The 2,163-nt window shown below is 48.9% G+C and carries 4 protein-coding genes and 1 pseudogene; 1 reads left to right on the forward strand and 4 read right to left on the reverse strand.

The window, feature by feature from the left end; all coding sequences use genetic code 11:
- Nucleotides 1-286: DUF6124 family protein (locus NPS47_RS25070; RefSeq protein WP_274297405.1), on the forward strand; the 286-nt coding region annotated here is incomplete at its 5' end.
- Nucleotides 287-540: 254 nt separating this feature from the next.
- On the opposite strand, the pseudogene NPS47_RS25075 reads toward NPS47_RS25070, so the two are convergent.
- The 4 genes and pseudogenes from NPS47_RS25075 to NPS47_RS25090 form a co-directional block, all read right to left on the reverse strand.
- Nucleotides 541-840, reverse strand: a pseudogene (locus NPS47_RS25075) (Imm8 family immunity protein).
- A gap of 156 nt (nucleotides 841-996) precedes the next feature.
- Complete coding sequence (locus NPS47_RS25080) at nucleotides 997-1,230, reverse strand: hypothetical protein (protein WP_274297406.1); 234 nt, start codon at nucleotides 1,228-1,230, stop codon at nucleotides 997-999.
- Between the two features lie 63 nt (nucleotides 1,231-1,293).
- Complete coding sequence (locus NPS47_RS25085; RefSeq protein ID WP_274297407.1) at nucleotides 1,294-1,575, reverse strand: YrhB domain-containing protein; 282 nt, start codon at nucleotides 1,573-1,575, stop codon at nucleotides 1,294-1,296.
- A partial coding sequence (locus NPS47_RS25090) for a toxin glutamine deamidase domain-containing protein (RefSeq protein ID WP_274297408.1) occupies nucleotides 1,575-2,163 on the reverse strand: 589 nt, incomplete at its 5' end. The genes NPS47_RS25090 and NPS47_RS25085, both read right to left, overlap by 1 nt.

Here is a 2,163-nt window from a genome sequence, read left to right on the forward strand (position 1 = left end):
ACACACTGCCAGTACCCCTTTCGGTACCTGTGCCGCGGGTCATCCTCCCTTGTTTACTGTGCGCGCCGGTATCGAAGCGCATGATGCCTTGGTGCATGCGTCGATGTACTTGCGTTGCGCCAATGACACGGGAACGCAAGCCTGTGACAAAGTCGACCCGGACACTCGCGGGTTGATATGGTCGACACTGCATTCCGTCGAGATGGCCAAAGGGTTGGTCGATGCGTTGCTCGATGGTATCGAAGAACAGATGGCGGATCGTCGGGTACCGAAATCACCAACCTGATCCTACTCAAGCAGTATCGTACTGGGGCCGCAGATGCGGCTCACCTACAAAGCTACCACTGAAGTATGCGAGCGGCTCAAGTTGTCAATATGCGCATTCAGATAGCCGAACGGAAGCAACCGTTTGACGGATAAGACAACACCGGCGCAGGTGTCGGTGTCAGTAGAACAAGAGAAATGTTTACGTTACTCACGTGCCCCATCTTCGTAACCCTCAAACTCCCACAAAACTAATCTAGATACTTTTCTTGAAACCTAACTCCAATTCTTCCCTGAGCAACTCAACAAGAATTTCTCAATGGCATTAACAATTTCTTGGTAATTGTAATCATGAACAATAAGGTAGTGCGCCCCTATAACAACCTCATCGAGACAAAGTTTTTCCTCAATCCATTTCGGAGTGCAAACCTCCATGTCAAATTATTCCTCGCCATCCTCATCCGCTGGACCAATCATCGCCTGCAGGAGGAAGCAAAAACTATCCGGAGATTCAGGATGGTAATTTTCAAGATTATAAATGTCAGGGCTATGGAGCCGCTTTAGCTTCGCGTTCATAGTTTAGTCCGCGACACCCTAGTTAGCATTTGATTGCCACTTCTTTGCCTCTTGACCTGGAAACCTTTGCTCGAAGTTAGCTTGAGTTTCCTGCCGGCTTGGTTTGTAAGTAGGAGACCTATACCGCCTCAAACCATCTTGACAAACCAACGCCTTTCAATCGCTAGCAACTTTACACCCATTACCAACCCAAGCTTTCCCCATAACGTCAGCTTGTGCTCTTGTACCTGAACCAATACCGAAACTACCTTTACCTTTCGCCGCCTCCCTGAGTTGAGCACTCAGCTTTTCCCAATCACCTGCGCCTTTTGCATCCTGCAAATCAAGCACCGTATTTGGTGCTTTATTCGTTAAATCAGGCCCTTCCGGATTGTTCCCAATACGACCCAACGCCGCCTTTTCAGCAGCGACTAATGCCTCTGCCTCCTTAGCAGTTCCTTTTGCACAATTAGATTACGCCGAGCCATCTAATTTCCCTCTAACGTAATTATCAAGATACTCTTTCAGTGGCTTTGCAGTCCCAAGAACATGCAACTCCCCACTCTGTTTATCAATCAAAAAAGGGCTATTCCCAGCCAACTGGGCCGATGGATTGCCAGTATCCAAATACTCTTCGGAGTCAAAGCAGAAAAACCACCCATCAGAAAATTCACCCTTATGAGTTATACGCAAAGGTATATCTGAATCACTCAGATACTCCTTAGCACGCGCCAAAGCATACTCATAGGTAACCATCAATTAGTCCTCAGCAACTGTAACGTCTTGAAATCGCTCAGATTCGCCTGCTTACCTGTCTGCCCATCGAGGTAACGAACAACACCATTCTGGTTTACCACATTAAATACGTGACCTGGCTGCCCAGGACCGTAAGAGCCAAAAACAATACCGCGCGCGCCATCACCTGCACTGGCCATTTTCCGACTAATATTCTCGGGCGTCGACACGCTGCCAAACTTAGCTCCGAACTGCTTCTCCAAGACAGTCAGAGGAACCCCTTTAGTGGAGCTAATCGGCAAAGCTGATGCAGGATTCCCTGCCAAAGTAGCGTCCGTAGCTATCGAACAGTTAACGCAGTTATGAGTTCGACCAGCTTCTGGATATCCAGGATTGACATTCCTAATCGAGCCGGCCGTTTCGTCTATTGCACCTGTCCCTTTTGCACCATCAACTACGGGACTCCCAGTCGCTTTTGGACCACCCACAACCTTGCCAAAAGCAACAGCGCCGGCAAATCTTAGAACATCCTCCCGGCTAGCGCCATTATCGACAAGGTTGATGATCCCAGGCACATCCACAAGTGCCAAGGCCGAACCGATCAACCCA

It is taken from the genome of Pseudomonas putida, assembly GCF_028682475.1.
Lineage (GTDB): Bacteria > Pseudomonadota > Gammaproteobacteria > Pseudomonadales > Pseudomonadaceae > Aquipseudomonas > Aquipseudomonas putida_AG.